Raw genomic sequence first — 778 nt, forward strand, 5'->3', positions numbered from 1 at the left:
CGTCGCAATTAGCCGCCGCCTCTTCGGCAGTCTGCCATGCTTGTACAGGTAGTGCTTCACCAAACCACACAATATCTGGTCTGATATAGCCTTCACAGTGCGGGCAAGTAATCAGCTTATTATCAAAACGTATAGTATCTTGCTTGCTATAGGCGGCTCTTGATTGTTCTAGATAAGGTATCTCACACTGACCACAGCGATTACGCCATAGATGACCGTGCAGATGAGTTACCGAACTACCAGCTTGCTCATGTAGGTCATCGACATTCTGCGTGATAAGTGTGACTTGCTGATCGGAGGTTTGCGCATGATACTGCCACTGAGCCAGTGCATGATGAGCAGGATTTGGTGCTTTGTCTGCGACCATCTGCCGACGCCATTGATACCATGACCATACTAGCTTTGGATCGCGAGCGAATGCTTCAGGGGTTGCCAAATCTTCCGCGCGATAGTTCTCCCAAAGTCCTGTTTGCTTATCTCGAAACGTCGGAATACCACTTTCGGCTGAAATACCTGCCCCTGTCAAAATGCAAATACGTTGTTTCGTTGCCAACAATGTTGCCGTAAGTTTTACTTCTGCTATTACCGCTGGTGATAATTCTGCTAACATGAGCCAACCCTTGTTAGTAATGGATATTTTTACTTATGATAGACGGAATTTGGTGGCTTGTCATATTGTTCGCCATCATCGTGGCCTTATGGTTAGTGGCAAAATCGCGCGGGGCAAAAGTAGGCGAAAACCACGGTAGTGCCAAGTCAAAAAATACAATACCGAATG

General features: G+C 46.7%; 1 protein-coding gene. It reads right to left on the reverse strand.

Annotated features, from left to right (window positions below):
• Positions 1-610, reverse strand: a 610-nt coding sequence (locus tag ACS8FC_RS16715) for a Sir2 family NAD-dependent protein deacetylase (RefSeq protein ID WP_439297609.1), incomplete at its 3' end; no start/stop codon positions are given.
• Between the last annotated feature and the right edge of the window lie 168 nt (positions 611-778).

Source organism: Psychrobacter sp. 1Y4 (genome assembly GCF_051847555.1).